The sequence below is a fragment of the Mycolicibacterium mageritense genome (genome assembly GCF_010727475.1).
In the GTDB taxonomy this organism is placed as follows: Bacteria; Actinomycetota; Actinomycetes; order Mycobacteriales; family Mycobacteriaceae; genus Mycobacterium; species Mycobacterium mageritense.
The window spans coordinates 5963805-5988557 of the sequence record NZ_AP022567.1; the positions used below are offsets into that span (position 1 = coordinate 5963805).

Sequence of the window (24753 nt, forward strand, 5' to 3'; positions counted from 1 at the left end):
CGGCATCAGGCGGTCTTGGGCACCAGCTTCAGCGATATGGAGTTGATGCAGTACCGCTGGTCGGTTGGGGTGGGGTAGCCCTCACCTTCGAACACGTGGCCCAGGTGGCTGTGGCAGTTGGCGCACAGCACCTCGACGCGGCGCATGCCCAGCGAGTTGTCGGACCGCAGGATCACCGCGTCGGAGTTGGCCGGGTCGAAGAAGGACGGCCAGCCGCAGTGTGATTCGAACTTCTCGGTGCTGCGGAACAATTCGGCGCCGCAGGCCCGGCACTCGTACACGCCTTCGGTCTTGGTGTCGGTGTACTCACCGGTGAAGGGCCGTTCGGTGCCGGCCCGCCGCAGTACCGCGAATTCCTCGGGGGTCAGCTTCTCGCGCCACTGGTCATCGGTCAGTTGCAGCTTGGGACCGTCGGTCGTCATGTCTCCAAATTACGTGCCGGCGCACGGTGGGCGCCAGGCTTGATCCCGGCAAGGTTGCATCCGCCACGGGCCCGGAACGGCTCGGCCAGTTGGTCCAGGTAGCCGGTGGGATAGTGCGGTTTGGCCGCCATTCCCAGGTCGTCGCTGCTGAACCTGCGTCGCGGGTCATACGAGTAGGTGCGATACAGGTGGTCCCAGATCAGGGTGAACAGCCCGAAGTTCACGTCGCCGATGCCGGCCCACTTGAGGTGGTGGAAACGGTGGCCTTCGTTGAGCGCAAGCACCGATCGCAGCGGGCCGACGTGATAGTCGACGTTGGCGTGCTGCAACAGCAGCTGGACCGCGACGCAGACCGACAGCGCCGCAGCCACCTCGACCGGTATGCCGAGAACGATCAGCGGCAGCACGCCGCCGGCCATCTCGATGGTCTGGTGTAGCGGATGCTTCATGAGGCCGTTGAAGCCGTAGAACCGGCGGACGCTGTGGTGAACGGCATGCAGGCGCCAGAGCCAGCCGACCTTGTGGCTGGCCAAATGGATGGTGGTGATGCCGAAATCAGCTACCAATACTGCGATCAACAGCTGGATCACGAACGGCAGGGATTCAGGCCACCAACTCGGAAACGGCGTCACCGCGGCGAGCAGCGGGATGACCGCCACACTCGAAAGCACGAGGGTTTCATTGACGAGTGCATGGGCGGTGTCGCGTCCGGCATCGTCCAGTGGGGTGTTCCAGTCGGTCCGGTAGGGCAACACCCGTTCGGCGGCGAACGAACAGCCGACGGCGATTGCGATGAGTACCACCAGCCATAGTTTCGAGGCGCCGTGGGCTGCCAGATACGCGGCCAGACCGTTGATCCCGAGCAGCATGAACGGTATGTAGCCGTAACGGACGGCGTTTCGTATTGCGATAGTCACCGCAATACCGTCGCGCACGGTGGTGCGCATGCACTTGTACGGATCGATCGTCTTTCCCGGGTACCTCGCTACGCCCACACCAGGTCTCGGCTCGCGGCACTCGGAGAAAGGCCGAACATCTCGTGGCAGACGCGGTTGGCGTGTGCGCTGTCGGTGAACCCCGCCGCGTGGGCGGCATCGGTGAGGGACGCGCCGTCCCGCACGGCTTCCACCGCACAGCGCAGTCGGGCCCACCGCACATACGTCGGGAACGACTGCCCCACTTGTTCGTTGAACAGCCGCCCGAGCCGGCTCGGGGACAGTGCCACGCGCTCGGCGATGTCGGTGAGGCGGACCGGGGCGGGCAGTACGTAGGGGATCAGTTCGACGGCCGCGAGCACGCTCGGGTGCCACGTGTCCGCAGTCGGCCGGGTGTATCCGGCCGGTGGTGCCGCCAACAGCTCGTCGAGCAGCCGGGCAGGCGGCAGCGGGGTTGTCCAGCAGGGCAGTTCGTCGCCTGCCGCCACCCAGTCGGCGACGTCGTCGCTGCCGGCCCCGGTTCTGCTGAACGCGCTCGGGTCGAGAAAGATCAGCACACCCGTGGTGGGGGCGAGGATGCGGATGGCATGGTCATGTCCCGACGGGATGATCGCGGCCGACGTGACGGCGCGGCGCCCGCGCGCGTCGGTCAGTTCGAACGAACCGGTCCATGCCCGCACCGCCTGGGTGGCCACGTGGTGATGTGGTTGTGCGTCGGACAGCGTGCCGGTGTAACACAGTGCGCCTGCGACGACCGCCAGTGCGCCCGACCACGGGGCGCTGCGATTCTCGGTCACCCGCACAACCTCTCATACGACCGATCTGTACAAGCCGGGCTCGCCGCCGACCGGCGATGTCCCAGATCGAGCGCGCGGTCCACCGGCTCGACCGATCCCCGTTCCGGCTGATCGATCCCGACGAACTCGTCGATGTGTGCAGGCAGTACGGACTGGCGGTGCAGACCCGGACCCGGCTGGCCGGCCAGGTCATGCAGTTCAGCTCACGCTGACGCGGTTTCGCGTGGGCGGCTCAGCCACACCGGATCGATGCCGTCGGCGAGCCGGTCCTCGGACTTGGCCTCGAGATAGCGGAAGTACAGCACGCAGAACACCACCACGAGCATGAGCGACCAACCGTAGGTGATCTTCATGTACTCCAGGAACCGCCCCGTGGTGGGCCAGTGCCCGAGCAGCCAGCGGTCCATGGTCATGAACCCGTAGATCGCCAACCAGGCCGGCCAGTTGCGGATCACCGAGTTGGGCAGCACCACCGTCATCAGAAACGGGAACAGCATCATCGAGTAGTAACCCTGGCCGAGCGACAGCACCAGGAACGACGCGATCAGCAGCACGCCCGACGACGTCAGCATCCAGAACAGCGGGTCGCGCACCCGGTAGTACCGGTACAGCAGCCACAGGCTGGCGACGGCCAACGCCAGGAACACGATGCGCAGCAACAGGATCAGCCACATCGGCAGGCCGTAGTAGATGCCGTTGCCCAGGATCGAGCTGTTGAAGTAGTCCCGCGTGGAGAAGATGTAGGGCACGGTGTTGCGGATGAAGCCCATCGGGTCGGCGACCAGGAACCAGCCGACCCCGTTGAACGCCAGCGGCACGCCGAAGGCGGTGATGAACGTGTAGTACTGCCGGTTGAGCAGCGGCAGCAGCAACAGCGGCGCCAGTGACGGTTTGATCACCAGCGTCAGGCCGATCGCCACGCCTGCGAGCAGTTCGTTGCGGGCACCGCCGGCCAGGGCCCACCGGAAGAACAGCACACCGCACAGCAGGATGCAGCCGTTGATGTTGGTGAACACCAGGGTGTTGGTCACCGATTCGGTGCAGAACATCGCCAGCAGCAACGCGGGCATGGCCACCGAGGCGAACGAGAACTTGAACAGCCGTACCAGGAAATAGGCCGCCAGGATGATCGCGACGGTGTTGAAGAAGATGAACCAGTACCGCGACGCGTCGACCGGCAGGTAGCCGAACGGCGCGAGCAGCAGGGTGCCGCCCGGCGAGTACAGGTAGTGCGGGTCGACGTAGTCGAAGTGCTCGTTGTAGATGTCGAGGCCGAGCTTGAAGTTGATGACCGCGCGGTACACCGGCCCGAAGTCGTCGGTGATGTAGCCGTTGGTGGCCAGTACGTAGCTGCGGTGAATGACCGACAAGATCGCGACCGGCCACAGCACCGACCGCAGCACCGTGGCGGTGCTGGGCGCAGAGGTGCGTGGACGGAATGCGTTCATGAGAGCACTACTGAGGGATCCTGCTGCCGCCACCAGCGAACCGTACACCGACGCGACTGTGGCACCGCGTCAGGCAGGACAGAACGTGTCGGTCTCCGGCGGCTTGCCGCTGTCGATGTAGGAGGTCATGGGCGGCAACGCGCACGGCGTGTAGATGCTGGCGCCGTGGCCGATGCCCTGCCACATGACCCGCCGGTTGGCCGCGCCGGCGTTGATGATGGTCGCGGCGACCGCGCCGGTGCCCTCGTTGCCCACGATCGGATCGTTCTGCACGCCGAGCAGCAGCACCGGAACCTTGAGATCCTTGGGATCCTCGGGGGCCTTGCCGCTGGGCCAGTTGAGGCATTTGACCAGGTCGAGCGCACCGACGGCGCCGAACTGGGGATAGAGCTTGCCCCACTCCACCACGAGCTGGCGGACCCGGTCGGGGGTCGGCCGGTTCAACGCGTCACTGCAGCTGTTGACGAACTGGCCGTCGGTCTGGCGCAGCGAGTCCGCCTGGGTGATCAGGGTGTTGATCGGCGTGGCATCGCCGGACCGGGCTGCGGCGAGCGCGGCCGCCAGGTCGTTGGTCGCGCCGATGCGGTCGCCGCGCGGGAAGCCCAGGGCGGTGACGATCGCATTGGTCAACGTCGCGACCGACGCGCCACCGGGGCCGCGGCCGGCCCGGGCGTCGGACAGCAGCGAATCGACGGCTCCCTTCGGGTCGGGTGCCAGCGGGCAGTTGATGGCGATGCACTGCGCGGCGAACGCGTCCAGCGAGGCCTGCTGACCCTTGATGCGCTGTTCGGCGGCGGCCTCGGCGCCGATCGCCAGGGGTAGTGGGGAATCGAGGATCAGCCGCGAGACCTTGTTCGGATGCGAACCGGCGTACGCCAGCGCCACCTGGGCGCCGTTCCCGACGCCGAGGAGTGCCAGCGCGGGGACGTCCCATGTGCTGCGCAGGCGCTCGAGATCCTCGGCGGCGTGCGCGTTGTCATAGGCCGAATCGCCGGGCGCGATGGTGTCGGTGCAGCTCGTCGTGGCGGTCATGGTGACGGCGCCGAGATTGGCGACCGGATCGTCGCCGGCCTGGAACTGCGCTTGTTCCAGCATTTCCTGGCGGTCGTAGATGTCGCGGCAGTCCAGGGCGTCCGACAGGCCGATGCCGCGGCGGTCGACCGCGACGACCGGATGTGTCTTGAGGATGTCGGTGCCGGACCGGGACAGCCATTCGGGCAGCTGTACCGACGACGGCAGGTCCGAGCCGGTGGTCATCACGAGCGGACCGGCGTCGGCGGGGGTCTGCGGGGACCGGGCCCGCACCACGCCGATGTTGAGTGTTCCGTTGGCGCCGTCGATGGGGTCGAGGTCGGCGTCGTAGGTCGCGCAGTCCAGGGTGATGCCCGGCACGGGTGTCACCGAGGCTTCGCCGAACAGCCGTGCCGTGCAGTCCGACCAGGACAGGTCGTTCTTGGGCGCTTCGATGGGCGGGGGACCGGCAGGCGCCGCGGACGTGGTCTCGGGCTGGCCCTGCGGACGTGCGCCCGAATCGGTGGCGTACTTGGGGTCTGCGGCGAAGATGGGTGCGCACGCGGTGACGAGTGCCAGTGACATCACAGGCACGACAGTCCACGCTCTGAGAGCCCTCACCGGCTGACGACGCATGCAGACCACAGTAGCGACAGCGTCACGACTGGCCGCGAACGTAACGTGTGTACAGGTAGCCCTCGTGGTCGGTGAGCAGATGCGCCGGCCGCATCTGGGCGTGCACCTGGCCGGGTCCGGTCGCGATGCGGCGCGCGACGCCGCCGATGAGCATCGGTGCGACCGTAAGGCACAACTCATCGAGCAGGTTGTCTTCGATCAGCGTGCTCAGCAGCTGCGGGCCGCCCTCGGTGAGAACCCGAAACATCTTGCGTTCAGCCAGGATTCGCAGCGCAACCGCGGGCTCGACCCGGCTCGGGTCGGAGCCTGAGGCGTCGATCACCTCTGCGACGGCGCCCAGCCGGTGCCGCGCGTCGGCGACCGTGTTGGTGCACGTCAGGATCAGCGGGGCCACCTCGGTGCGGGTGAAGAACTTGGCGTCGTGGTCGAGGTTGGCCGACGCGGTGATCACGGCGATCGGCGGCACCTCGGCCTGGCCGCGCCGTTGCCGCGCCTGCCGTTGCGCGATGGAGAACTGGGCGCCCGAATAGTTCTCGATGCGGACCGTGGCCGCGCCCATCAGGATCACATCGGCGGCCTCGCGCATGAGGTGGAACAGGGCGCGGTCGCCCGGTCCGGCCAGCCCGCCGGACTTGCCGTCGGACGTGGCGCCGCCGTCGAGGCTCGCGATCATGTTGCCGCGGACCCAGCAGCGCTGCAGGTTCTCGGGGTAGGCGTAGAGCTCGCGCATGCGGCTGTCGTCGGCGGTGTCGACCGGTCCCAACACTGTGAGCTGTGTCCCAGCGGAGTCATCGGGCATAAAGAAAATTTGAGCACGTCGCTACGCTGCCTGCATGAACGGGTCCAGCGGAGTCGCCCATCTCGCCGATCGTCATCCCACGGTCACGCCGGAGCGGTTGGTTGCCCAGTTGATCCCACCTCCGACGTTTGCCGACGTCAGCTTCGACAGTTACCGGCCCGATCCGGCCGAGCCGTCGCAGGCTGCCGCGGTGCAGTCGTGCCGGCAGTTCTGCGAGCAGGCCGCGACCCGGCGCGCGGGCAAGAAGAAGTTGTTCGGCAAGCGCGAGGTGCTGCCCGGGGTGGGGCTGTATCTCGACGGCGGGTTCGGCGTCGGCAAGACCCACCTGCTCGCGTCGACGTATTACACGCTCTCCGAAAGCGATTATCCGACCGCCTTCGCGACGTTCGGTGAGCTGACCCAGTTGGCCGGGGTGTTCGGTTACAACGAGTGCATCGACCTGCTGGCCGACTACGTCGTGGTGTGTATCGACGAGTTCGAGCTCGACGATCCGGGCAACACCACGCTGATCTCGCGCCTGCTCTCGGCGCTCGTCGAGCGCGGCGTGTCGATCGCGGCGACCTCCAACACGCTGCCCGAACAACTCGGCGAGGGCCGGTTCGCCGCGCAGGACTTCCTGCGGGAGATCAACACGCTCGCGCAGATCTTCACCACGGTGCGGATCGAGGGGCCCGATTACCGGCACCGTGATCTGCCGCCCGCTCCCGAGCCGCTGTCCGACGAGGAGGTCGCGCAGCGCGCCGAGGGCGTCAGCGGCGCGACGCTCGACGGGTTCGACGAACTGTGCGCGCACCTGGCCACCATGCATCCGTCGCGCTACCACGCCCTGATCGAGGGTGTCACCGAGGTTTTCATCACGGGCGTGCACCCGATCGACGACCAGAGCGTCGCGCTGCGGTTGGTGGCGCTGACCGACCGGCTCTACGACGCAGGCATCCCGGTGCTGGCCTCGGGTACCAAGCTGGACACGATCTTCAGTGCTGAGATGCTCGCCGGTGGGTTCCGCAAGAAGTACCTGCGCGCGACGTCGCGGCTGCTGGCCCTGACCGCGGCCGCCCAAACCTCGCTCGGCGAGCAGACCTGACCTATGGCGTGGCTTCTGCCCGGACCATCACGTAGTCGTGTTCGATTCCGGCGCCGAGCTGAAATGTCTTGGTGCCGTTGACGACGAAGCCGTGCTTGCGGTAAAAGCGTTGCGCGCGTTGGTTTTGTTGGTTGACGCCGAGCCACACCGCGCGGAAACCCAGTTCGTCGGCCTTTTGGAGTGCGGCACTCATCAGCGCGGCCGCCGCGCCCGCGCCGTGCTGATCGGGCAGCACGTAGATCTTCGACAGTTCGATCGCGGGGCGCACCGTCACGGCGCGCTGCACGTCGTCGATGTCCGGTACACCGTGAATCAGCATGGCATAACCGGCGATTCGAGTGGCGGCGTCCCGGGCCACCAGCACCAGCCGCCGAGGATCGGTCAGGTACTCACCGAAGCGTTGCTCGGAGAGGTTCTCGGCGATGAACGCCGCGACGTTGTCCGGTGCCGCCGACTGGGGACAGGCGAGGGGAAAGGTCGCGGCCGCGACGGCGGCCAGCTCGGGTAGGTCGGCGGGCCGGGCGAGCTGGACGGTTGTCGTCGGCTCCTCGCGCAAGCGCTCGTCGGTCATGCGCCTCAGGGTAGCGGTGCACCCGGCTGCCACAGGTTCCACTGCGCCAGGTGCTTGCCGGTCTGCGGGTTGAGCAACACGACGTTGGTGACCAGCGCGCGGTAGACGTCCCAGTACACGTCACCGTTGACGGTTGCCCCGGGCGGTGCGTTGCGCAGCGCGTTCTCCAGCGCATTGGGTGCGTCGGTGTGCTTGGACGCGTACGCGTCGGCGTACGGGGTCACGCCGCTGAACGTGAACGCCAACGCCATCGCGTACGGGTTGGGCGCGGAGATCGTCGTGACGGTCACGGGGGCGCGCCACGGGCTGCCCTGCGCGCGCCAGCGCGGCGAGCCGTTCCAGCCCCAGCCCGGTGGGACTTCGCTGGCCAGCACGTCGTGCACGGTGACGTCGGCGACGATGCCGTTGAAGTCGACCCGCAGCGTCTGCCCGATCTGCCCGATCGGCGTCCCCTCGGCCGAGGCCGCCGGTGGGACCACGAAGGCGGCGACCGCAACCAGGACCGAGAGCATGAGCGCAAACCGGCGAAGCATGCCAGGCATGATCGCACAGACTGAAACGTGTTACAGCAGGATCGTGGTCAGGACACCCACGGCCCGACGCCGCCGACCTTGTCGATGCGGATGCGGGTGAGCCAGCCGGGCGGCGCGTCCTGCGGCGGGAACGGCACATCCGGAGCTGCCAGGATCTGCGCCAGATCCTTGAGCAGTTCGGGCGCGCCGCCCTCGACGACGCGCGCGGTTCCGGTGATCGCCAGGTACGGGCGCATCACCTGACCGACACGGCCGGGGTCGAGGATCGTCAGCGCCACCCGGGGATCGCGACGGACGTTGCGCACCTTCTTGTGCTCGGCGAGGTGCGCCGTGACGAGCTCGTCGCCGTCCGGAGTGGACTGCAGCGCCACCCAGACCAGCGTGACCTGGGGGCTTCCGTCCGGGTTGAGCGTGACGAGGGTGGCGTCCGCACCTGCGCCGATGAGTTCGCGCGCGGCATCGTTGAGTTTCACGTCTGGTTCTACCGTGCCGCCGGGTTATTCATTCCCGGTCTTCTTCATGAACGGTTCGAGCGCTTTGGCGAGATCGGCCTCGAACCGGTCCCGGTCTGCGCCGAGCCGCTGCAGCGGGCCGTCGCTCGGTTCGGCTTCGAACAGGGCCAGCAGGATGTGTTCGGTGCCGATGTAGTTGTGGCCCAGCCGAAGTGCCTGCCGGAAGGTCAATTCGAGGGCCTTCTTGGCGCCGCTGTTGAAGGGGATGAGGGCGGGTACTTCGCCTGCGGCCGGGGGCAGCGTCACGGCCTTGCGCACGGTTTCGGCGTCGATGCCCTGGGCCGCGAGGAGCTTGGCAGCCAAACCGTCGGGTTCGGAGAACAGCGCGAGCAGCAGGTGTTCGGGTGTGATCTCGTTGTTGCCTGCGGCGTGGGCGGTGTTCTGCGCGACCACCACGACGTTGCGGGCGCGGGGCGTGAAACGGCCGAACCCGGCGTTGGGGTCGAGCGCCGACGGGTCGAAATCGGGCACCTTGGGCACGAAGCGTTTCTGCGCGGCCTGCTTGGTGACGCCCATGCACTTGCCGATGTCGGTCCACGACGCGCCCGACCGGCGGGCCTGATCGACGAAATGCCCGATGAGGTGATCGGAGATCTCGCCGAGGGCGTCGGCGGCGATCACGGCGTCGGTGAGTTGTTCGAGTGGCTCGGAGTGCACCTTCTTGATCGCGCTGATGAGGTCGTCGAGCCGGATTGGCGTGGTGATCTGTGCGGGTTCGGTCATGCCGTCAACTCTAGGTTGACGATTCTCGATCGTCAACCTTTGGTTGACGCATTGGGTGTGGCGGCATTGGGTGTGGCGGCGATCAGGCAAGATAATCGCCGATGAACTTCGAAGAGCGCGTGATCCAGCTGCTCCGGCCGGTGCTCCGGCCCGTGATGCGCGTGCTTTCGCTGCGCACGATCGTCATCGTGGCCGCGCTGTCGGTGGTGATCCTCGTGCTGACGCTGGGCACGTGGGTGTGGATCGGCGTGACCCATGACCAGTACAGCCAGCTCGACCGCAGGCTCGACTCGCTGAGCAGCCTGGGCGATGTCAGCACGCTGCTCAACAACACCAGGCAGGCCGATGCCGACAGGTCGCTGCCCGACAACGGCGGGCTCGTGCGCACGGCCCGCATCGGCGGTGTCACGGTGTCGGTACCTAGTGACGTGGTGTTGCCTGCCCTGGAAAACGGCTACGACAACACGACGATCGACGGTGTCGAGTACCGGGTGCGGACCTTCACGGCGGGCCCGGCCACCATCGCCCTCGGCGCGCCGCTGGCCGAGACCCAGCGCCACATCGACGAACTGCACCTGCGGGTCGTGCTGATCTGCGCCGGCGTGATCGGCGGCACCGTGGTGGTGGGCTGGGTGATCTCGCTGGTCATGATCAACCCGTTCCGGCTGCTGGCGCAGCAGGCGCGGGCCATCAACGCCCAGTCCAACCCCGAGGAAGTGCAGGTGCGCGGCGTGCGCGAGGCGGTCGAGATCGCCGAGGCCGTCGAAGGCATGCTCAACCGCATCGGCGACGAGCAGGAGCGCACCAAGGCGGCGCTGGAATCGGCGAGGGATTTCGCCGCGGTGGCCTCGCACGAATTGCGCACCCCGCTCACCGCGATGCGCACCAATCTCGAGGTGCTGTCCACGCTCGACATGACCGCCGAGCAGCGCCAGGAGGTGATCAGCGACGTGATGCGGACCCAGAGCCGCATCGAGGCCACGCTGACCGCGCTGGAACGCCTGGCGCAGGGCGAGCTCACCACGGTCGAGGATTTCGTGCCCGTCGACGTCACCGAGCTGCTCGACCGCGCCGCGCACGACGCACTGCACACCTATCCGGGGCTGCGGGCAACTCTCATGCCGTCACCGACGGTGCTCATGCTGGGGATGCCCGCGGGGTTGAGGCTCGTGATCGACAACGCGATCGCCAACGCCGTCAAGCACGGCGGTGCGACCGAGATCAGGCTCAGCGCGGTGAGTTCCGCCAATGACGTGGAGATCGTCGTCGACGACAACGGCAGCGGGGTGCCCGAGGCCGAGCGCGCCGAGGTGTTCGAGCGGTTCGCGCGCGGATCGACGGCCTCGCGTTCGGGGTCCGGCCTTGGCTTGGCCTTGGTCGCCCAACAAGCCGAATTGCACGGTGGCACTGCGTCATTGGAGTCCAGCCCGATGGGCGGCGCCCGGCTGCTGCTGCGGCTGCCGATCATGCGGTCCCGCCTGGACGAGACCGGCTTCTGAGTTCAGGGGTGTGCCGGCTCGCCGGTCACCTGATGATCGGCGTGGTTGAGACCCTCCTGCACGACGCGGCTGAGGTGGCCGTCGCGCAGCCGGTAGAAGACCCGCCGACCGTCCTTGCGGGTCTCGACCATGCGCGCGAAGCGCAGTTTGGCCAGGTGCTGACTGATCGATGTGCGTGACGCGCCGGTGGCCTCGGCGAGCGCCGTGACATCGGCCTCCCCCTGGGCCAGTAGCCACAGCAGGTGCAGGCGCGTGCGGTCGGCGAGCATGCGGAAGGTTTCACTGGCCACGTCGAGGCGTTCCTGGTCGGGTGCCGCGTCATGGATCAGGCTGACCGGCCGCGGCGAGGATGGCCTCCCGGGTCGTGGTGCCATGGCAATCCCTCCCGCGCCGCCGCCACACGGCGTTTGCCGCCAGTGTCGCGAGTGTAGCCAGTACTGCCAGTGACAGGGCGGCAACGACCTGGCCGAGTGCGGCGCCCACCCAGCCGGCGATCGGATACGTCAGCAGGAATGCCGCGTGCGACAGCGAGAACTGGGCCGTGAACACCATGCTGCGGTTGCCCTCCGTCGAATGCCGCCGCAGCAGGCGGGCTGACGGCGTGTTGATCATCGAGGCACCCGCACCGATGACCGTCCACAGCGTGCACAACGCGATCCAGCCGGCGGCGCCTGCCGGGGTGACGACAAGGAAAATAGTTGTGGCGCTGAGCCCGCCGGTGCAAACAGCGCCTCCGGTGAGCATCACCGCACGATCGGAGATCAGCCGGAGCAGGCGGGGCAACGCCAGTGCTGCGAGCATCGAACCGCCGCCGAAACACGCCAGGGTCAACGCCAGACCGCGGTCGTCGCCGTCGAGCAGGGTGCGGACGTAGATCACGGTGTTGACCACCACGAGGGCCGTCGCCGACGCCACGACCACGTTGAGGGCCAGCAGGGCCCGCAGTTCGGTCGATGTCCACATGATGTGGGCACCGCCGAGGGCCCGGTCGCGGAACCGCGTTCGATGCCCGTTTGGGGCTGCTGCCGCGGGCAGTCGGGTCAGCGAGATCGCGGTCGCCGAGGAGAGGAATCCCGCGACGGTCCCGACGAACAGCGCGGGATAGCTCACCACCGTCAGCAGCGCGGCGGCCAACATCGGGCTGACGAGGGATTCCAAGTCGTAGGCGAGCCGGGACAGCGACAGTGCTGCCGTGTAGGTGTCCTCGTCGGTCAAGACCGACGCGATGACGGCCTGGTATGCGGGCGTGAAGGTCGCGGACGCGGCCTGCAGCAGGAACACCAGAACGTAGATCTGCCAAACGGATTCGACGAACGGGAGGGCCAGCGCGATGGTCGCGCGTACTGCGTCGGTCGCAATCAGCAGTGTGCGGGGCCGCAACCGTGTGGTGGCGGCGGCCATCACCGGCGACACGCCGACGTAGGCCACCATCTTGATGGCCAACGCGGTCCCCAGCACCGCCCCGGCGCTGCCGCCCGCCAGGTGATAGGCCAGCAGGCCGAGGGCCACCGTGAGCAGGCCCGTGCCCAGCAGCGCCACGATCTGAGCCGTGAACAACCGGCGGAACGTCTGGTTGCGCAGGGCTCGGGTGGTCGTCACGCCACCAGTATGTCAATAAGTGCGCAATTGCGCACATATAGGATCTGGCGTCAGCCGGTCGCGGCGGCGACGTAGTCGGCACCACCGACGTACACCGTGTCGGTCGACCGCGTCGGATCGAGCGCGGCGGTGACGATGGCCCGCGCGAACTCCTCGATGGTGGGTAGCTCGCCATGAATCGTCCTGGCGGACACCGCCTCTGGATCACGCCGGGCCAGCAGGCGCACGATGATGGTGCCGTCGATCATGTCGCCCGAGACCACGACGAACGAGATGCCGAGCTCGTCGAACCGGGGTTGCATGGCCCGCAGGGCATCCTCGCCCGCACGCTTGCTCGCCGCGATGGGCAGGTAATCCTGGGGCACGGGTTGTTGTCCGTGGAAGTGCGCCTGGTGGCTCGTGACGAACACGATCCGGCCACCACGCGAGAGCAGTGGCAGCGCGAGTTCGACCAGGCGCACCTGCGCATCGCGATTGATGCGCATCGGGTAGTCGGCGTCGGCGCCGCGTTCCAGGCCGCCGGAAGCGTTGAGCACCAACACATCCAACCGGCCGAAACTGTCCCGGAGCTGGTCGATCAGGCCGGCCGTCGCGACGGGATCGCTGAGGTCGGCCCCGGCGACTGAGCCCTGGCCGCCTGCTGCCGTGATGGCATCGACGATGGCGTTGGCGCGTTTGACCTTCTCGCGGTAGTTGACGACGACGTGGACGCCGGCCGCGCCGAGCTGGGCGGCCACCTCGGCGCCGATCCCGCGTGATGCGCCGGTCACCAGTGCTACCTGCATGACTGTGCCTCCATGCTTCTGATTTAGAATCACTATGATAGTTCTAAATGAGAAGTGCAAGCGGACCCGAGTTCATCCGCCGCGGCGAAGCCCCGGCGAACGCGCCCATGTTGGCGGCCATGGAACTGCTCGGCCAGCGCTGGGTGCTGCGGGTCGTCTGGGAGCTCGAGCCGGGCTCGCTGGGCTTTCTCGAACTGCGCCGCCGCATGGGAAACTGCTCGTCGAGCATGTTGTCCGAGCGGCTGCAGCAGCTCACCGCTGCGGGTCTGGTGATCAAGAACGACGCCGGCGCATGGGAACTCACGCCTGCCGGGATCGCACTCGGCCGGGCGCTGTCCGACGTGTGGGATTGGTCGGAATCCTGGAAAAGTCAGCAGTCCTGATTCGGTAGCCGCGCCAGCAACTCGTCGAGGAATCCGCCGGCCTCCGCGCCTGCGCGTTCGACGTCACGCTCGGCGATGGCGTCGACCAGTCCGTCGTGGGGGAACATGGCGCCCTGCGGTGTCGAGCTGGAGGTCGCGACGCTGGCCATGACCACCTCGGTGAGCCCGCGGTAGAGCTCGATCAGCACGCTGTTGTGTGAGGCCAGGACCACTGCCAGGTGGAATTCGGTGTCTGCGCGGGCGAACTCGGTGGGATCGGCGAGGCCGCGCGTGTCGAGGAAGCTGCGCAGCGTGGCCACGTCCTCGTCGGTGCGAGCCGTGGCGGCCAGCCGGGCGCCCTCGACTTCGAGGCACCGCCGGACCTGGAGCACCTCACGCAGTTCCGAACCGCACAGCCTGCGCAGCGCGCCGGAGACCTCGCTGGTGGCCCGGACGTAGGTGCCGTCGCCCTGCCGGACTTCGAGGATCCCGCTGTGCGCGAGGGCGCGGACAGCTTCGCGCACGGTGTTGCGGCCGACGCCGAGGGCCTCCACCAGTTCGGGCTCGGTGGGGATGCGGGTGTTGACCGGCCATTCGCCGGCGGTGACGGAGGCGCGGAGCTGCGCGATGACCTGGTCGACCAGGCCGGTGCGCCGCGTTGTGGCGAGCGGCACTCAAAAATCCTTTCATCCAATCATGGGATGTATGGCATCATAACCGAGTGAGTCGGACCCTGCGCAGTGAATCTCTGAACAACTACGAGCACGATCTGGAACTCGAGCTCGACGGTGCGGTAGAGGTCCGACCTGGCGCGATGGCCGCAGGCGGTGCCCTGTTGATCATTGCGGTGATCTTGACCGCGTTGAACCTGCGGCCCGCCATCACGAGCATCGGCCCGGTCCTGGGGGAGATGCGCGAGTCACTCGGTGCCTCGGCGATCTGGGCAGGCGCGCTGACCACGCTGCCCGGGCTGTGCTTCGCGGCGGCGGGTCTGGCCGCGCCGTGGCTGGCCCGGCGGATCGGGCTGGGCCGGGCCATCGCACTCGCGCTCGCGGTCCTCAGCATCGGCCTTGTGGTCCGGGTGCTCGACGGTCAGTACGTCGTGATCGGCGGCACGCTCGTGGCCACCGCGGGCATAGCGCTGGTCAACGTGCTCATCCCGGTGGTGATCAAGGGCTCGTTCCCCGCTCAGATCGGCCTGATGACCGGCATCTACACCGCCGCGTTGCAGGGCGGCGGCGCGCTCGGATCCGCGGTCACCCCGCCGCTGGAGCCACTGCTGGGCGGCTGGCGCGGCGCGCTGGGTGCGTGGGCCTTGGTGGCCGTGGTCGCGCTGGTGTTCTGGGCGGTCGGCGCACGCGGCATCGGTCAGGCCCGCGCGGAGGAGTCGAGCGCGTCGGGGACGGCCGGCCGGTCCCTGCTGCGCAGCCCACTGGCGTGGACCGTGACGTTGTTCTTCGGCTGCCAGGCGTTCCTGGCCTACGTCGTCATGGGCTGGCTGCCCGAGGTGTTCATCGACAGCGGCGTGAGCAAGACCAACGCCGGGCTGCTGCTGGGTCTCGTGTCGATTCTCGCGGTGCCGATCAGCCTGTTCGTCGCGCCGATGGCGGCCCGCCAGAAGCATCAGAGTGGCTGGATCGTGGCCCTGGGGCTGGTCGGGATCGTCGGCATGATCGGCCTACTGGTCGATCCGGGTGCCGCACCGCTGTTGTGGAGCGTGTTCGTGGGCCTCGGTATGAGCGTGTTCTCGTTGGCGCTCACGGTGATCGCGCTGCGCGCCCGCAACGCCGAGGACACCGCACGGCTGTCCGGGATGGCGCAGGGCTTCGGCTATCTGCTGGCCGGTGTCGGCCCGTTCCTGTTCGGCCTGTTGCACGACGTGACCGGCGGCTGGACCGCGCCGTGGGCCATGGCGCTCGTGGTCTATGTGGTGCAGATGGTGGCGGGCGCCTTCGCGGGCCGCAGCCGTTACGTCTGACTCACAAGCCAGAGTTGTGGCGCCACAACATTGTGACGCCTACCGGTGAGTGCCCGCGACCAGCAGCATTGGTGACGTGACCACTTACGTTGCACCGCGCCCGTTCCACACGGCGTTGCTGAACGAACTCGACGGCGCCACATCGGTTTTCCGGCACATCACGCCGAACTGGTTTGCCTCGGTGATGGGCACGGGCATCGTGGCCACCGCGGCCGCCACGCTGCCGGTGCATGCGCCGGTTCTGCGGGAATTCGCCACGGCGGTCTGGGTTCTCGCCGGGCTGGTGCTCGTGGTCCTGACGGCGGCCTTTGCCACGCACTGGATCCGGCACCGGGATCAGGCGAAAGCCTATGCGGCGCACCAGGTGATGGGCCAGTTCTACGGAGCGCCCGCCATGGCACTGCTGACCGTCGGCGCCGGAGCCCTGTTGCTCGGGCCAGCCCTGATCGGCGAGTCGGCGGCGCTGGCGCTCGATGTCGTGCTCTGGACGGCCGGCACACTGCTGGGCCTGGTCGTCAGCGTGTGGCTGCCGTTCGCGATGATCACCCGCACCGACCGCGACGACATCGCCGCGGTTCCGGCGTGGATGATGCCCGTGGTCTCGCCCATGGTGTCCGCATCGACCGGCGCACTGCTGCTGTCCCACGTCGGCGCAGGCCAGGCCGGGATGACGCTGCTGGTGGCCTGTTACGCGATGTTCGGTCTGAGTCTGCTGGCCGGCCTCATCACCATCACCATGGTGTACTCGCGGCTCATGCACGGCGGATTCAGCGAGGTGCAGGCCATCCCCACGGTGTGGATCGCCCTCGGCGTCGTCGGTCAGTCGATCACCGCCGCCAATCTGCTTGCCGCGCATGCCGGCTCGGTGCTCACCGATGCCGCGACGGTATCGGCGCTGCACGCCTTCGGCGTCGTGTACGGCATGGTGATGGGCGGTTTCGGCGCGTTCGTGTTCTGCCTGGCGGCGGCGCTGACCGTGCACGGCGCCCGGCGCGGGCTGTCGTTCACGCTGACCTGGTGGAGCTTCACGTTCCCGGTCGGCACGTGCGTGACGGGCGCGTCGGCGCTCGGGGCGGCGACCGGTGTGACGGTGATCTCGTGGCTGGCCGTGGCACTGTACGTGTTGCTGCTGGGTGCGTGGGTGACCGTGGCCACCAACACGTTTCGCGGCGTGCTGTCGGGGCGGCTGCTGCGCCGTTAACGCGCAGCGGCGATGTGACCCAGCAGGTCGCGTACGGCGCCGGCCGGTGGTGTGCGTCCGCTCAGCCAGATCGCGCGAAGCTGGCGCCGCAGATCCAGGCCCGCGATCTTCACCTCGCGCAGCCTGCCCAGGGTGAGGTCGTCGGTGACCGCGAGTCGGCTCATCACCGCAGGGCCCGCGCCTGCCAGTACGGCGGCCCGCATTGCCGCGGCCGACGACAGCTCGATCGCCGGCGCGGCCTGCGCGACCCCATCACCGAGCGCGTCGCGCAGCGCCGTGCTGAGCGCATCCCTGGTGCCGGAACCGATTTCGCGTGACACCAGCGGTGTCTCGTTGAGCTCGGCCGGGCTGACCGGAGCCGACCGGCGCGCCCAGCTGTGGTCCGGCGTCACGACCGTCACGAGCTCGTCGTGCGCGATCACCCTGCTGTGCAGCCCTTTCGGCACACCGGGGGATTCGATGAAGCCCAGTTCGGCCGAGCCGTCGCGGACCGCGGCGATCACCTGGTCGCTGTTGGCGGCCGTCAGGATCACCTCCGGTGCGGGCGCACCCCGCCGCTGGGCCTCGGCCTGCAGGGATACCAGCCAGCGCGGCATGAGCTGTTCGGCGATCGTGAGGCTGGCCGTGACCGTGATGCGCTTGTGGCTTTCGGTGCGCATGGCGGTCAGCCCGGCGTCGACGCGTCGGGCGACATCGAGCAACTGGTCGGCCCACTCCGCGACCACCACACCCGCCGGGGTGAGCCGAGACCCGCGGGTACTGCGCTGCACCAGACGCACTCCGGTCTGGGATTCGAGCGAGGCCAGCCGTGACGACACGGCCTGCTGGGTCAGGCCCAGCTCGCGGCCTGCCGCGCCGAGGCTGCCAGTTCGCGCGATCGCGAGCAGCACCTCGAACGCCGCCAACTCGGGCATCCGGGGACTCAGCGGCATGGACGGGATCGTAACCCTGGTCACACGGCAGTTTGCCTCACCCGGGCGGTCGTGTAGCCTGGCCGTCGTGAACATCGGTGTGCGTGCCAGCTATTGGCGCTTTATCAAGGCTCCGGGCGGAGCCGATAACGCGCAGCGGTAACGCACGCATCCACCCGGAGCCCAGGCAGTGACCAGCAGGTCGCTGCCTTTCGTCATTCAAGGGCGCCGGATGTGCACAGGTGCCCACCACCAGGAAGGCACCTCGACGATGAATCTGGCGCAGATCGCCACTCCCGCCACCACCTCGGACCGGCGGATCCGAAGTTTCACCGCGATTCCCAGTCCGCACGACGTGCTCAGCGAGTTCCCGCTGGGTGCGCGCCGGTCGGAGCGGGTGGCACGGGACCGCGACGAGATCGCCGACATCCTGGCCGGGCGCGACGACCGGCTGCTGGTCGTGGTCGGGCCGTGCTCGGTGCATGACCCGGCTGCCGCGCTGGAATACGCCAGCCGCCTGGTGAAGGTGGCCGACGAGCTGCGCGACCGGCTCAAGATCGTGATGCGCGTGTACTTCGAGAAGCCGCGCACCACGGTCGGCTGGAAGGGCCTGATCAACGACCCCGACATGGACGGGACGTTCGATGTCGCGCGTGGTCTGCGGGTCGCCCGCCAGTTGCTGCTGGACGTCATCGACATCGGCCTGCCGGTCGGCTGCGAGTTCCTCGAACCGACCAGCCCGCAGTACATCGCCGACGCCGTGGCGTGGGGTGCGATCGGCGCCCGCACCACCGAATCCCAGGTACACCGGCAGCTGGCGTCGGGCCTTTCGATGCCAGTCGGATTCAAGAACGGGACCGACGGCAACATCCAGGTCGCCGTAGACGGTGTGAAAGCCGCTGCCGCACAGCATGTCTTCTTCGGCATGGACGACATGGGCCGTGGCGCCGTGGTCAGCACCGAGGGCAACGAGGACTGCCACGTCATTCTGCGCGGTGGCACCGACGGACCCAACTACGACGCGGACTCGGTGTCCGCCGCGGCGGCCAAGCTGACCGCGGCGGGGCTGCCCGGCAGTGTCGTGATCGATTGCAGCCACGCCAATTCCGGCAAGGACCACGTTCGGCAGGCGGCCGTGGCCGGCGAGGTCGCGCAACTGGTCCGCGACGGGCTGCCGATCAGCGGCGTCATGCTGGAGAGCTTCCTCGTCGGTGGGGCGCAGGCGCCCGAAGCGCGCCCGCTGACCTACGGCCAGTCGGTCACCGACAAGTGCATGGATTGGGGCACAACCGATCTGGTGCTGCGCGAGCTCGCGACACGGGGTTAGTCGGCCGGCCCGTCCCAACTGCCCGGCATCATCGGCAGCGTGGGCCCTTCGCCGAATGAGTCGCCGGTCAGCGTCGCCAGCCCGGCCGGGCCGGTGACTGTGGCCTTCGAGGCGGTTCCGGTGAAGCCGATGTCGCCTGCGCCGTGGTCGGATGCCATGGCCGTCATCGTGCGCTCGCCGGGCGGTGGCGGCGTGGAGTCGGTGCCGTCCATGGTCATGAACTCGTAGCGGTAGCCGCGGTCGGCGGCGCCCGCGCCGCGGCGTCTGCGCGATTTCGATTTGTTCCGGCTCGATGCCGCGGCGGCGGCCGCCGCGGCGGCGGGGGCGCTGGCCGACGAGGACGCCTGCGAGACCGCGCTCGTGCGCATCGACGGGCCGAAGCCGAACCCGGGACCGTCACCGCGCACTGCGTATGCCGCGCCTTCGGCTCCCGCAGGGGGCGGCGGCGTGGTGGCGGTGGTGGCCGGTGCGGTACCCGTCGGCGCGGGCGCTGATGTCACCGTGGTGCCCGCCGCGGTGGTCGGACTCCCGCTCATCGCGACCGCATTCGGTTGCTCGGCGGATGGGCGGACGGCCTGTGCGCCCGGATTGTCGAGCGGGACGTCGTAGTTCTGCGTGATTCCCACGAGCCCAAGCAGACCCAGTGCCCCGAAGCCTGCGCCGGCACCCATGGCTGCCGCGTACAGCGGCGTCCCCATCAAGGCGAATGTCGCCGCGTAAGCGCCGACGAAGAACAGGTTCTGGTAGGTGGTGAACAACAGCGACGGGTCGGCGATGATGTCGGCGACGATCTTGGGAATGGTCTCGGGATGCAGCAACAGATCACGCAGCGCCACGTACATGCCCTGGAAGTGTTCCGAGCGCTCGCCGAGCCATTTCTCGATCGGATCCTCGAATGTCAACGCGGTGCCCGATTCTGTGGCCAGCAGTTGCGCCTTGGCCTGCATCAGCGTCGCCGATGCCGCACCGGTCTCGCCGACGCCTGCCGCCAACACGAGTGGGGCCGGCGCCGTCGTCGGTGACGAGGCCAGCGCCACTTCGGAGCTGGCCTGGTACACCGTCATGGTGGTCGCGGCCTGAATCCACATGCGGATGTAGTCGGCCTCGGCGACCGCGATGGGAATGGTGTTGATGCCGAAGAAATTGGTTGCCACCAGCACACCCAGTGTCGTCCGGTTCGCGGTGATCTCGGCCAGTGTCGGCATCGCGGCCAGGGCCGCGGAGTAGGACGCGGCGGCCGTCTCCATCTGCGTGGCCACTCCCGCGCTGTTGGCGCTGGCCTCGGCCAGCCACGCCAGGTAGGGGGAATGTGCGGCGAGGTACCGGTCGGCGCTGGGGCCCTCCCACGCTCCGGTGCGCACCGCACCGAGCAGTGTGGTGAGTTCCGTTGCGGCCGAGGAATATTCGGTGCTCAGCGAGCTCCATGCACCCGCCGCCGCGAGCATCGGCCCGACACCGGGGCCGGTGCTGATCAGCGCCGAGTGCACTTCGGGCGGCAGTGCCATCCAGACGGGCGTGGTCATCGCCGCCGCCGGGAGTTAGCTGGGATTGCCAGGTGAGTGATTGTTCGCGTAGTCATCGACGTGTGTCCGGGAAGCAGAATGCCCAGCGGTAACCCGGCGTCTCCTCTCGATACATTCGTGACAGAAGCGTTAAATATGGTTAGCATAACCTAACTTAGGAAAATTGGCGGCGCCGTCGTTTTTGCGTTGTCCGGCATAGTGGTTCAGTGGTGCACGCTGGGTAAACGCGTTCTCCGATGGTGCCGCCCACCGCCGCGCGGCGCAGTGAGTGGCCGGGTAGAGCTCCATGCTGTTTCGAGACAGATTGTCAACACGATGCCGACAATCTGTCAGGAACCTAGCATCACAAGATCAGTTCTGGGGGGCTACGTGGGTGCTCGACGCGCATCTCGGAAACGTTGCTGCTCAGCGTGAGTTGCTGATCCGGTCCGCCAGTATGGCGGTCCACTCGGCGAGATAGCGGTCGTCGGGCGCCTCGGCGGCCTCGGCGTGGAAGAACATCGCCGTCGCGCGCTTGCCGAGCAGGGCGTTGATGCCGAGGGTCGCGATGGTGCGGCTCTCGGCCGAATCCATGGTGGGTGCCCAGCCGTGGATCCAGTCGTCGAGTTCGGTGTAGAGGCCGTCGATCAGCGCCGCGTAGGCATCGTTGAGCCGCGCCGCGCGGTCGGTCGGGGTGCGGGCAGCGATCTGCAACAGTTGGCTTTCGTCGTCGATCACGTTGAGCAGATACCGCCCGAGCAGGGTCAGTTCGGTGCGCAGGTCGCCGAGCCCGGCGAACATCGCACGGATGTCGTGCATGGCGCGGCGGCGGTCCAGCTGTCGGTCGATGCCCGCTTCCAGCAGCGATTCCTTGGATTTGAAGTGGTGGTACAGCGCGCCGGAGCCGGCCGCGAGTCCTGCGGCGGCTTCGATCTGCGCGACGCTCGTGGCCCGGTAGCCCTGCTCGCTGAAGAGTCGCATCGCCTCGGTGACCAGCCGATCCCGGGTCGTCGTCTCCGTCATTGACCGCTCCAAAGTGTTCACTTAGCATCAACAAGTAGATACTTTAGCAGCGTGGAGGGGGCGCCATGGCGGATCGACCGGTACCTCGGGGTCGGGTGCGTCGCACGATGCCGCTCGCAGGCTTCACTGCGCGGGCGGCCGGCGGACGCGTAGTCGCGGCGCTCCGCAAGCAGGCCGGCGACGCCGATGCCGTCGACCGGTTCCATGAGCGCACCGCCGAGCGCTACGCCGAACTGCTCGGGCACTCCAAAGGGGTGCTGATGAAAGCCGGTCAGATGGTGTCGATGGTCGACGCGACCGCTGTCGGGTTCGGCGAGCTTTCGCCGTACCAGCGGGCGCTCACGCGGCTGCAGGGCGACGCGCCGCCCATGGACGCCCGACTGGCGCGCGAGGTGGTCGAGGCCGAACTCGGTTGCACCATCGGCGAGGTGTTCACCGGGTTCTCCGACGAACCGATGGCCGCGGCCTCCATCGGCCAGGTGCATCGCGCCACGCTGGCCGATGGTCGCGATGTCGTCGTCAAGGTGCAGTATCCCGGTGTGGCCGAGGCGATTCGGGACGACCTCGCCAACACCGAACTGCTGACGACCTTTGTGCGGTTCATGAATTCGACGGTGCCGGGGTCGATGCCGGATCTGCGCCGGGCCAGCCAGGAGCTCACCGAACGGATCTCCGAGGAACTCGATTACCGGCACGAGGCCGCCAACATCACCGCGTTCGCCGAGCTCTACCGCGACCATCCGTTCATCCGGATTCCCGACGTGGTGCCGGAGGGATCCGCCGACCGGGTGCTGACCATGACATACCTGGACGGTTTGGGCTGGTCCGACGCGCTGACCGCCGACCAGGATCTGAAAAACTGTTGGGCCGAGGTCATTTCGCGGATGCTGACCGGTTCCTACCGGCACGCCAACCTGTTTCACGCCGACCCGCATCCCGGCAATTACCGATTCGGCCCGGACGGTACCGTCGGTTTCGTCGACTTCGGCTGTGTCAAGGTGTTTTCGGAGCTTCGGCGCTGGCAGGTCGTGCGGACCGCACGGGCCGTCGTGGAGGGGCGCAAGGACGACCTGTTCGATGTGATGGCCGAATCGGGGTTTTTCCCCGACGGTTCCACCCTGTCACCCGATGACGTCCACGAGTGGTACTCGACCCTGATGTACGAGCTGTTGAGGCCGCAACCGGTGACCTACAGCCAGGAAGCCGCCGAACGAACCGTCCGGTCGATGATCGACGTGCGGGCGACCGATCATCCCGTGCGGCGGATGTCGGTGCCGCCGGATTTCGTGTTCCTGTCGCGGCTGAACCTGTCGATGAACGCGATCTTCACCGCATTGGGAGCCACCTTCCACGCACGCGCGTCGCTCGACGACATGGACGGCGTCATCGGACCCGTCTCGGATCTGGGTAAGCAACACGTCGCGTGGGTTCGCCGCCGCGGCTTGCCGTTCGGAATGGATCGCCGATGACCCGCAGTGACGTCGAGGTGCCGCGCTTGCCGTGGGATGCGGCCGATCCCTATCCGTTCTACGAGGAACGTCGGCGCGGCGGGGATGTGGTGTGGGACGACACAGCGCAGGGCTGGCTCGTGCTCGGCTACGAGGCGGCCCGCCAGGTGCTCGGCGGCGCCGAATGGACCAGCGACCCGATGGCCAACCCCATCGCGCTGGCCGGCCTCGATCCCATCAGCCTGCAGTTCTCCGGGCGGTCCATGTTGGTCTCCGATGGTCCGACACATCAGCGTCTGCGCGGCTCGGTCCGTGACGTGTTCACCCGGACCTTCGTCACGGGTCTGGCCGAGGGCGTGGAAGCGATCGCGTCGGCGGTCATCGATGCGCCCGAGCCTGACACCGAATTCGATTTCATGTCCCACATCGCGCTGCCGATCCCGGTGTGCGTGATCGCCGAATGGCTCGGTCTCGACGCTGACACCACCGAACTGCTGGCGGAACGCTCACCCGCGATCATCCGGATGCTGGGCACCCTTGCCGACACCGAGGAGACGCGGGCCGGTACGGCCGCGGCCGCCGAACTGATGGGGGAGTTCCTGCCGCTGGCGGCCGACCGCAGGCGTAATCCCCGCGACGACCTGCTGAGCTTCATCGCGGGCGATCCCGAGCTGGAGTTGGAAGACGTCGTGATCACGGCGATTCTGATCGCCGTCGCCGGGCATGAGACCACCGCGAACCTGTTGGGCGCCGGATTGATTCGGCTTCTTCAGGCGCGACCCGACGGGAGTCGCCTGGCCGACTGCATCGATCCCGCCGACCCGGCGGTGGTGACCGAACTGCTGCGGCTGGACAGCCCCGTGCAAGCGGCGCTGCGGACTGCGACGCGTGACACCCGAGTGGGCGAGGTGGACGTCGCGGCCGGGTCGACGGCACTCGTGGTGCTCGCCGCGGCCAACCGCGACCCCGCGGTGTTCTGCGACCCCAGCGCGTTCCGGCTCGATCGGACCGGGCCCGCGCCACTGACCTTCGGTTACGGTGCGCATCACTGCCTGGGAGCCAGCCTGGCCCGCCTCGAGATCACCAGTGCACTTCCGAGGATCCTCGCGCGCAAGCCCCAACTCGCAGGCGCGCCGGTGTGGCGCGACGCCCCCGCCATCCGGGGTGCCCTCACCGTGCCCGTGGTCTTCAGGGCGCGACGATGAGCTCGAGCTGAATATTGTCGGGGTCGCGGAACACCACGGTCGAGTAGACGATGGGGTCCGTTTCGTCGACCACGCCGGTGTGGTCGATGCCGAGCGAGTCAAGCCACACCGTCCAGGCCACGAGGTCGTCGCGGCTGGCCACCGAAAACGACACGTGGTCGAGTCCGGTGCGGGCTTCGTCGAATGGCTCGCCGCGATTGCCGGTGTTGGTGTGGAGACCGAAGATCAGCCCGGAGCGGGGCTCGGGCAACAGCACGCTGTAGCCGGTCTCTTCCCGGCCGTAGTGCGGGATCTTCACGTCGAGGCGCTCGGTGCGGAACACCCGCTGATACCAGGCGACGCTGGCTTCGAGATCGGTGACGGTCAACGAGAGATGGTGAACCCCGCTGAAGCCCACGTCGGGTGTATCACTCACAGCGCCTCCCGGTGTATAAGGAAGATC

The 24753-nt window shown here is 67.9% G+C and carries 27 protein-coding genes; 9 read left to right on the plus strand and 18 right to left on the minus strand.

Annotated features, from left to right (window positions below; genetic code table 11):
• Nucleotides 1–5: 5 nt before the first annotated feature.
• The 3 genes from msrB to G6N67_RS28760 are packed head-to-tail and all read right to left on the minus strand — an operon-like array spanning nt 6 to nt 2154.
• Entirely contained in the window at nt 6–422 is a 417-nt protein-coding gene (gene msrB, locus G6N67_RS28750) for a peptide-methionine (R)-S-oxide reductase MsrB (protein ID WP_036437293.1), read from the minus strand.
• Nucleotides 419–1369, minus strand: coding sequence for a sterol desaturase family protein (locus G6N67_RS28755; protein ID WP_179976760.1), 951 nt, complete (start codon nt 1367–1369; stop codon nt 419–421). Before G6N67_RS28755 ends, msrB begins: the two co-directional genes overlap by 4 nt.
• A 38-nt stretch (nt 1370–1407) precedes the next feature.
• A complete protein-coding gene (locus G6N67_RS28760; RefSeq protein WP_051579114.1) occupies nt 1408–2154 on the minus strand; it encodes a helix-turn-helix transcriptional regulator in 747 nt (248 codons plus the stop codon).
• Nucleotides 2155–2210: 56 nt separating this feature from the next.
• Between G6N67_RS28760 and G6N67_RS28765 the strand changes: the two genes are divergently transcribed.
• The gene (locus tag G6N67_RS28765; RefSeq protein WP_230023689.1) at nt 2211–2366 is read left to right on the plus strand and encodes a hypothetical protein; all 156 of its coding nucleotides are present in this window, start codon (nt 2211–2213) and stop codon (nt 2364–2366) included.
• On the opposite strand, the gene aftC is transcribed toward G6N67_RS28765, so the two are convergent.
• From aftC to G6N67_RS28780, 3 genes are read right to left on the minus strand one after another with little or no spacing between them, the layout of a single operon-like run.
• Nucleotides 2358–3650: an arabinofuranan 3-O-arabinosyltransferase gene (gene aftC / locus G6N67_RS28770; protein WP_036437295.1), complete on the minus strand. Its 1293-nt coding sequence runs from the start codon at nt 3648–3650 to the stop codon at nt 2358–2360. The genes G6N67_RS28765 and aftC overlap by 9 nt on opposite strands.
• Nucleotides 3651–3671: 21 nt before the next feature.
• Entirely contained in the window at nt 3672–5249 is a 1578-nt protein-coding gene (locus G6N67_RS28775) for an alpha/beta hydrolase (protein WP_036437296.1), read from the minus strand.
• Between the two features lie 22 nt (nt 5250–5271).
• Nucleotides 5272–6048 carry a pyrimidine reductase family protein gene (locus G6N67_RS28780; RefSeq protein WP_036437297.1) on the minus strand — a complete coding sequence of 259 codons (777 nt, stop codon included), beginning with the start codon at nt 6046–6048 and terminating at the stop codon, nt 5272–5274.
• Between the two features lie 34 nt (nt 6049–6082).
• Here G6N67_RS28780 and zapE point away from each other — a divergent pair, with 34 nt between their 5' ends.
• Complete coding sequence (gene zapE, locus G6N67_RS28785) at nt 6083–7132, plus strand: cell division protein ZapE (RefSeq protein WP_036437298.1); 1050 nt, start codon at nt 6083–6085, stop codon at nt 7130–7132.
• Nucleotide 7133: 1 nt separating this feature from the next.
• Here the strand turns inward: zapE and G6N67_RS28790 are convergent, their stop codons facing one another.
• Genes G6N67_RS28790 through G6N67_RS28805 form a run of 4 tightly spaced genes read right to left on the minus strand, consistent with a single transcriptional unit; the run spans nt 7134 to nt 9471 of the window.
• On the minus strand, nt 7134–7703 hold the full coding sequence (locus tag G6N67_RS28790; RefSeq protein ID WP_051579004.1) for a GNAT family N-acetyltransferase: 570 nt from the start codon (nt 7701–7703) through the stop codon (nt 7134–7136).
• A 5-nt stretch (nt 7704–7708) separates the two neighbouring features.
• Nucleotides 7709–8236, minus strand: a complete 528-nt coding sequence (locus tag G6N67_RS28795; protein WP_036437299.1) for a hypothetical protein — start codon at nt 8234–8236, stop codon at nt 7709–7711.
• Nucleotides 8237–8283: 47 nt separating this feature from the next.
• The gene (locus G6N67_RS28800; protein WP_036437301.1) at nt 8284–8709 is read right to left on the minus strand and encodes a PPOX class F420-dependent oxidoreductase; all 426 of its coding nucleotides are present in this window, start codon (nt 8707–8709) and stop codon (nt 8284–8286) included.
• A gap of 24 nt (nt 8710–8733) precedes the next feature.
• Nucleotides 8734–9471 (minus strand): Clp protease N-terminal domain-containing protein, encoded by a 738-nt coding sequence (locus tag G6N67_RS28805; protein WP_036437302.1) that lies wholly within the window; start codon nt 9469–9471, stop codon nt 8734–8736.
• Nucleotides 9472–9626: 155 nt separating this feature from the next.
• Between G6N67_RS28805 and G6N67_RS28810 the strand changes: the two genes are divergently transcribed.
• Entirely contained in the window at nt 9627–10970 is a 1344-nt protein-coding gene (locus tag G6N67_RS28810; protein ID WP_036438468.1) for a sensor histidine kinase, read from the plus strand.
• Between the two features lie 2 nt (nt 10971–10972).
• Here G6N67_RS28810 and G6N67_RS28815 read toward each other — a convergent pair whose 3' ends face one another.
• From G6N67_RS28815 to G6N67_RS28825, 3 genes are read right to left on the minus strand one after another with little or no spacing between them, the layout of a single operon-like run.
• On the minus strand, nt 10973–11344 hold the full coding sequence (locus tag G6N67_RS28815; protein ID WP_036437303.1) for an ArsR/SmtB family transcription factor: 372 nt from the start codon (nt 11342–11344) through the stop codon (nt 10973–10975).
• The gene (locus G6N67_RS28820) at nt 11289–12569 is read right to left on the minus strand and encodes an MFS transporter (protein ID WP_229480578.1); all 1281 of its coding nucleotides are present in this window, start codon (nt 12567–12569) and stop codon (nt 11289–11291) included. The genes G6N67_RS28815 and G6N67_RS28820 overlap by 56 nt, the downstream gene beginning before the upstream one ends.
• Before the next feature lie 50 nt (nt 12570–12619).
• Entirely contained in the window at nt 12620–13354 is a 735-nt protein-coding gene (locus G6N67_RS28825) for an SDR family oxidoreductase (RefSeq protein WP_036437306.1), read from the minus strand.
• Between the two features lie 47 nt (nt 13355–13401).
• On the opposite strand from G6N67_RS28825, the gene G6N67_RS28830 reads away from it, so the two are divergent.
• Complete coding sequence (locus G6N67_RS28830) at nt 13402–13737, plus strand: winged helix-turn-helix transcriptional regulator (RefSeq protein WP_036437308.1); 336 nt, start codon at nt 13402–13404, stop codon at nt 13735–13737.
• On the opposite strand, the gene G6N67_RS28835 is transcribed toward G6N67_RS28830, so the two are convergent.
• A complete protein-coding gene (locus G6N67_RS28835) occupies nt 13725–14390 on the minus strand; it encodes a FadR/GntR family transcriptional regulator (protein WP_036437310.1) in 666 nt (221 codons plus the stop codon). The genes G6N67_RS28830 and G6N67_RS28835 overlap by 13 nt on opposite strands.
• A gap of 47 nt (nt 14391–14437) precedes the next feature.
• Between G6N67_RS28835 and G6N67_RS28840 the strand changes: the two genes are divergently transcribed.
• Nucleotides 14438–15694: a CynX/NimT family MFS transporter gene (locus tag G6N67_RS28840; protein WP_036437312.1), complete on the plus strand. Its 1257-nt coding sequence runs from the start codon at nt 14438–14440 to the stop codon at nt 15692–15694.
• 76 nt (nt 15695–15770) lie between these two features.
• Nucleotides 15771–16895 (plus strand): TDT family transporter, encoded by a 1125-nt coding sequence (locus G6N67_RS28845; RefSeq protein WP_051579005.1) that lies wholly within the window; start codon nt 15771–15773, stop codon nt 16893–16895.
• Here the strand turns inward: G6N67_RS28845 and G6N67_RS28850 are convergent.
• Nucleotides 16892–17827 (minus strand): LysR family transcriptional regulator, encoded by a 936-nt coding sequence (locus G6N67_RS28850; RefSeq protein WP_036437314.1) that lies wholly within the window; start codon nt 17825–17827, stop codon nt 16892–16894. The genes G6N67_RS28845 and G6N67_RS28850 overlap by 4 nt on opposite strands.
• A 250-nt stretch (nt 17828–18077) precedes the next feature.
• Between G6N67_RS28850 and G6N67_RS28855 the strand changes: the two genes are divergently transcribed.
• A complete protein-coding gene (locus tag G6N67_RS28855; RefSeq protein ID WP_036438474.1) occupies nt 18078–19133 on the plus strand; it encodes a 3-deoxy-7-phosphoheptulonate synthase in 1056 nt (351 codons plus the stop codon).
• Here G6N67_RS28855 and G6N67_RS28860 read toward each other — a convergent pair.
• Together G6N67_RS28860 and G6N67_RS28865 are read right to left on the minus strand one after the other, a co-directional pair.
• Entirely contained in the window at nt 19130–20656 is a 1527-nt protein-coding gene (locus tag G6N67_RS28860) for a PPE family protein (protein WP_036437315.1), read from the minus strand. The two genes, G6N67_RS28855 and G6N67_RS28860, sit on opposite strands and share 4 nt — an antisense overlap.
• A gap of 405 nt (nt 20657–21061) precedes the next feature.
• Nucleotides 21062–21658: a TetR/AcrR family transcriptional regulator gene (locus G6N67_RS28865; protein ID WP_036437317.1), complete on the minus strand. Its 597-nt coding sequence runs from the start codon at nt 21656–21658 to the stop codon at nt 21062–21064.
• Between the two features lie 65 nt (nt 21659–21723).
• Between G6N67_RS28865 and G6N67_RS28870 the strand changes: the two genes are divergently transcribed.
• Nucleotides 21724–23127, plus strand: coding sequence for an ABC1 kinase family protein (locus tag G6N67_RS28870; RefSeq protein ID WP_036437318.1), 1404 nt, complete (start codon nt 21724–21726; stop codon nt 23125–23127).
• Complete coding sequence (locus G6N67_RS28875) at nt 23124–24311, plus strand: cytochrome P450 (protein WP_036437321.1); 1188 nt, start codon at nt 23124–23126, stop codon at nt 24309–24311. The genes G6N67_RS28870 and G6N67_RS28875 overlap by 4 nt, the downstream gene beginning before the upstream one ends.
• Here G6N67_RS28875 and G6N67_RS28880 read toward each other — a convergent pair.
• Nucleotides 24295–24726 carry a VOC family protein gene (locus G6N67_RS28880; RefSeq protein ID WP_051579006.1) on the minus strand — a complete coding sequence of 144 codons (432 nt, stop codon included), beginning with the start codon at nt 24724–24726 and terminating at the stop codon, nt 24295–24297. The genes G6N67_RS28875 and G6N67_RS28880 overlap by 17 nt on opposite strands.
• Between the last annotated feature and the right edge of the window lie 27 nt (nt 24727–24753).

What these genes read in the sequence shown, in the direction of transcription:
- G6N67_RS28805 (WP_036437302.1), bottom strand. Translation starts at nt 9,471, where the DNA reads ATGACCGAACCCGCACAGATCACCACGCCAATCCGGCTCGACGACCTC.
- G6N67_RS28755 (WP_179976760.1), bottom strand. Translation starts at nt 1,369, where the DNA reads ATGCGCACCACCGTGCGCGACGGTATTGCGGTGACTATCGCAATACGA.
- G6N67_RS28830 (WP_036437308.1), top strand. Translation starts at nt 13,402, where the DNA reads ATGAGAAGTGCAAGCGGACCCGAGTTCATCCGCCGCGGCGAAGCCCCG.
- G6N67_RS28765 (WP_230023689.1), top strand. Translation starts at nt 2,211, where the DNA reads ATGTCCCAGATCGAGCGCGCGGTCCACCGGCTCGACCGATCCCCGTTC.
- G6N67_RS28875 (WP_036437321.1), top strand. Translation starts at nt 23,124, where the DNA reads ATGACCCGCAGTGACGTCGAGGTGCCGCGCTTGCCGTGGGATGCGGCC.
- G6N67_RS28860 (WP_036437315.1), bottom strand. Translation starts at nt 20,656, where the DNA reads ATGACCACGCCCGTCTGGATGGCACTGCCGCCCGAAGTGCACTCGGCG.
- msrB (WP_036437293.1), bottom strand. Translation starts at nt 422, where the DNA reads ATGACGACCGACGGTCCCAAGCTGCAACTGACCGATGACCAGTGGCGC.
- G6N67_RS28870 (WP_036437318.1), top strand. Translation starts at nt 21,724, where the DNA reads ATGGCGGATCGACCGGTACCTCGGGGTCGGGTGCGTCGCACGATGCCG.
- G6N67_RS28790 (WP_051579004.1), bottom strand. Translation starts at nt 7,703, where the DNA reads ATGACCGACGAGCGCTTGCGCGAGGAGCCGACGACAACCGTCCAGCTC.
- G6N67_RS28810 (WP_036438468.1), top strand. Translation starts at nt 9,627, where the DNA reads ATGCGCGTGCTTTCGCTGCGCACGATCGTCATCGTGGCCGCGCTGTCG.
- G6N67_RS28855 (WP_036438474.1), top strand. Translation starts at nt 18,078, where the DNA reads ATGAATCTGGCGCAGATCGCCACTCCCGCCACCACCTCGGACCGGCGG.
- G6N67_RS28825 (WP_036437306.1), bottom strand. Translation starts at nt 13,354, where the DNA reads ATGCAGGTAGCACTGGTGACCGGCGCATCACGCGGGATCGGCGCCGAG.
- zapE (WP_036437298.1), top strand. Translation starts at nt 6,083, where the DNA reads ATGAACGGGTCCAGCGGAGTCGCCCATCTCGCCGATCGTCATCCCACG.
- G6N67_RS28775 (WP_036437296.1), bottom strand. Translation starts at nt 5,249, where the DNA reads ATGCGTCGTCAGCCGGTGAGGGCTCTCAGAGCGTGGACTGTCGTGCCT.
- G6N67_RS28850 (WP_036437314.1), bottom strand. Translation starts at nt 17,827, where the DNA reads ATGCCGCTGAGTCCCCGGATGCCCGAGTTGGCGGCGTTCGAGGTGCTG.
- G6N67_RS28795 (WP_036437299.1), bottom strand. Translation starts at nt 8,236, where the DNA reads ATGCTTCGCCGGTTTGCGCTCATGCTCTCGGTCCTGGTTGCGGTCGCC.
- G6N67_RS28815 (WP_036437303.1), bottom strand. Translation starts at nt 11,344, where the DNA reads ATGGCACCACGACCCGGGAGGCCATCCTCGCCGCGGCCGGTCAGCCTG.
- G6N67_RS28780 (WP_036437297.1), bottom strand. Translation starts at nt 6,048, where the DNA reads ATGCCCGATGACTCCGCTGGGACACAGCTCACAGTGTTGGGACCGGTC.
- G6N67_RS28865 (WP_036437317.1), bottom strand. Translation starts at nt 21,658, where the DNA reads ATGACGGAGACGACGACCCGGGATCGGCTGGTCACCGAGGCGATGCGA.